Here is a 2,441-nt window from a genome sequence, read left to right on the forward strand (position 1 = left end):
ACCATCATTAAGCTCGATTTGCAGCCAAATGCTATAGATGATACGCAAATCACTGTTATCAAGCCTTCATGGATGATAGGTAATGTAAAATCAAAAATACACTATAGTTCTCATGAAGATGTATAGAGGTGCTATGATTGTGCAGGCAATAAATAGGTTGCATTATACTTTTTAGCGCTGGTTTTTATTGTACAAATCAAAAAAAATACTGGATTGTCATATAAATATCTTAGCCATTACAGGGGATAGATAATGCTACACTGGATTTTACACAGTCCGACGGGATTTACTGTTTTATTGATGATAGGATTTATGATAATAATAGCCATATATATTTTACCAGTGTTATTGGCTTGGAGCTTGAAAAGTCCTTTCTTCCTGGGCATCACCACACTGGATTTGCTGTTAGGCTGGACAATTATTGGCTGGATTGTAGCCTTGGTCTGGGCGCTGGTCTCTGGAAACGGTGAATTATTTGATGAAGAAAACCCATAAAGAATCTGATCACTCTCTTCCGTTTTTTATAACAGGGTTTGTGACATGCCAACGAAAAGAGTGGCGGTTCTTACTGGACTCAAAAATCCGTTCAATATGCGTGTGGCCCTGATGACCAATCCAGAATAACCAGAATGCCGCGAATAGACCTACCACGAGGAGTTTCAATATACACTTGAGCACAAAACTTACTCATCTCTTGCGATCTTTCGCTGATTGTTGCCACCAATAAACGGCTTTGTGCCTATTCGGCGGCACACCCTCGCCGAAGTTATAGGCGAAGGCCAAATGAAAAGCCCCATTGGCATTCCCGGCATGGGCCGACTTACGAAACCAGGCATCTGCCTTTTGCCAGTTTTCTGGAACATTTTTACCATGCAAGTAGTCCACACCCAAGGCATTTTCTGCTGCAGGATCTCCAGCTCGCGCACATTTTTCAATTTCACGCAAAGGCATTCCCGCTACAGATTCCGGCAGTTCCATCTCATGTATTCGGAATGCAGGCACTTTGTGCACCAGTAACTCATCTGCAATTGCTACACCGGATGTCCAGCTTAACCCGATGACCCAAAAAAGGTAAAAAATAAATTTGCGATATAATAATGGATACATATCAGCTTCCTGACATCTGAAAATGCCCCGTAACGTGGAGCTGAATCCGTTCAAAACAGCAACGAACTCCCGGCAGATGCCTGATTCCAAGAGGCCTTTGGAGTATTCGCCAACAACATCATCATCTGCTGCTCGTGTTCAGACACCGCGAGCTGGTCTTTGGGGTGTGTCTGGCAACTCTTGATTAAATGGGCAACTTGGGATTTTCGGTTTTCTCCGGATGTTTCCAGCGTACCGACAGCGTCTCATGACCAGATAAAGGACCTGCCGAGACAGCCGTTGCAGGAGATTTATGCACCGGTGTCAGCCGCTCCGTTCCCGGCAAAAGTCCATGAATCATCATCACGGGTTCCGGAAAATTGAATGCCGGGTTGATGAAAGGACCGAAAGAGACGCGCATAAGCTGATTCATTTGCGCGATCTGCTGATCCATTGCCACCTGCATGGAGCGCATCTGCCACAAACTCTGATTGATCAGCGCTTGCCCCTGTACTGGAGAGAGATGGCCGGCGGTCACCTGCAAATGTCCGGGAACACCCTGCGCCCCCCAAGTGAATGTTTGTACCCGGATGATGCCACCGGGAATATGAATGGTCCTGCTCTGCGCAGAAACGGGAATCGAATGACCATCCACTGAAACATAGGTCGTCGCCGCATGGGCGATGGGCAAGGCCATTGTCGCGCCGAGAAGGGGTAAGCTCGCCAGGGCAAGCCACCGGCGTTTCGAGAGAGGGTTTCTTTTCATGGCTATCCTCCTTACTGGAAAAAACCCTGAGATCAAAACAATCGGAAGGAAGTTTTCCTCCGCCTGAAAAGACCGGAATTTTTACCCGAAAGTTCCCGGCACATCGTGCCAATTTTGACGGAACACTGACTGCTCCATGTTCTGCATCAGGATTTGTATCTCTGGAACGGGCAGAGTCTGGTCCTGAATGAAAGTGACAAAGCCCTCCAGACAACAGCTGTTTTGAGCTTTTTTATGAACAAGCAGGCAACTTCATCCACGCCGCCGTTTCGGGCAGATAATGCGCGAGTCCCTCCAATACTCCCGCGCTGTAGTTCCCGTTCATGCCCAGAAATCCTCCATGGGCAATATAAAGGGTGTCCGCCAGATCCGACGCTGCAGCCATGCGTATTGCCTCTTCCTGGACCCCCTGATGGGCGTTGGCTACCAGCACGGAGTGAATATGGCTGCCTAAAACCTCCAGATCGTTACCCGAATCACCGGCAAAAACCGTGCGCTCGTTGGGATACTCACGCTGTTGACCGAGAAATTCTACGGCATGGAGCTTGCTGGCGCTGCTGGGCAGAATATCCAACAAACCCGTATCGGT

Annotated in this window: 4 protein-coding genes; 1 reads left to right on the plus strand and 3 read right to left on the minus strand. The window is 48.0% G+C overall.

The genetic code is table 11. The features are described from left to right. Positions 1-252: 252 nt before the first annotated feature. On the plus strand, positions 253-495 hold the full coding sequence (locus tag AC2VLY_RS11285) for a superinfection immunity protein (protein ID WP_193649352.1): 243 nt from the start codon (positions 253-255) through the stop codon (positions 493-495). Positions 496-687: 192 nt separating this feature from the next. On the opposite strand, the gene AC2VLY_RS11290 is transcribed toward AC2VLY_RS11285, so the two are convergent. The 3 genes from AC2VLY_RS11290 to AC2VLY_RS11300 form a co-directional block, all read right to left on the minus strand. Continuing rightward, positions 688-1,107: a tetratricopeptide repeat protein gene (locus tag AC2VLY_RS11290; protein ID WP_300249287.1), complete on the minus strand. Its 420-nt coding sequence runs from the start codon at positions 1,105-1,107 to the stop codon at positions 688-690. Between the two features lie 184 nt (positions 1,108-1,291). Further along, on the minus strand, positions 1,292-1,852 hold the full coding sequence (locus AC2VLY_RS11295) for a hypothetical protein (RefSeq protein WP_193649354.1): 561 nt from the start codon (positions 1,850-1,852) through the stop codon (positions 1,292-1,294). Between the two features lie 232 nt (positions 1,853-2,084). Then, the coding region (locus AC2VLY_RS11300) for an HAD family hydrolase (RefSeq protein ID WP_486891999.1) at positions 2,085-2,441 on the minus strand (357 nt) is incomplete at its 5' end.

The organism is Acidithiobacillus sp. TH-A36, from assembly GCF_057473445.1.

What these genes read in the sequence shown, in the direction of transcription:
- AC2VLY_RS11285 (WP_193649352.1), top strand. Translation starts at nt 253, where the DNA reads ATGCTACACTGGATTTTACACAGTCCGACGGGATTTACTGTTTTATTG.
- AC2VLY_RS11290 (WP_300249287.1), bottom strand. Translation starts at nt 1,107, where the DNA reads ATGTATCCATTATTATATCGCAAATTTATTTTTTACCTTTTTTGGGTC.
- AC2VLY_RS11295 (WP_193649354.1), bottom strand. Translation starts at nt 1,852, where the DNA reads ATGAAAAGAAACCCTCTCTCGAAACGCCGGTGGCTTGCCCTGGCGAGC.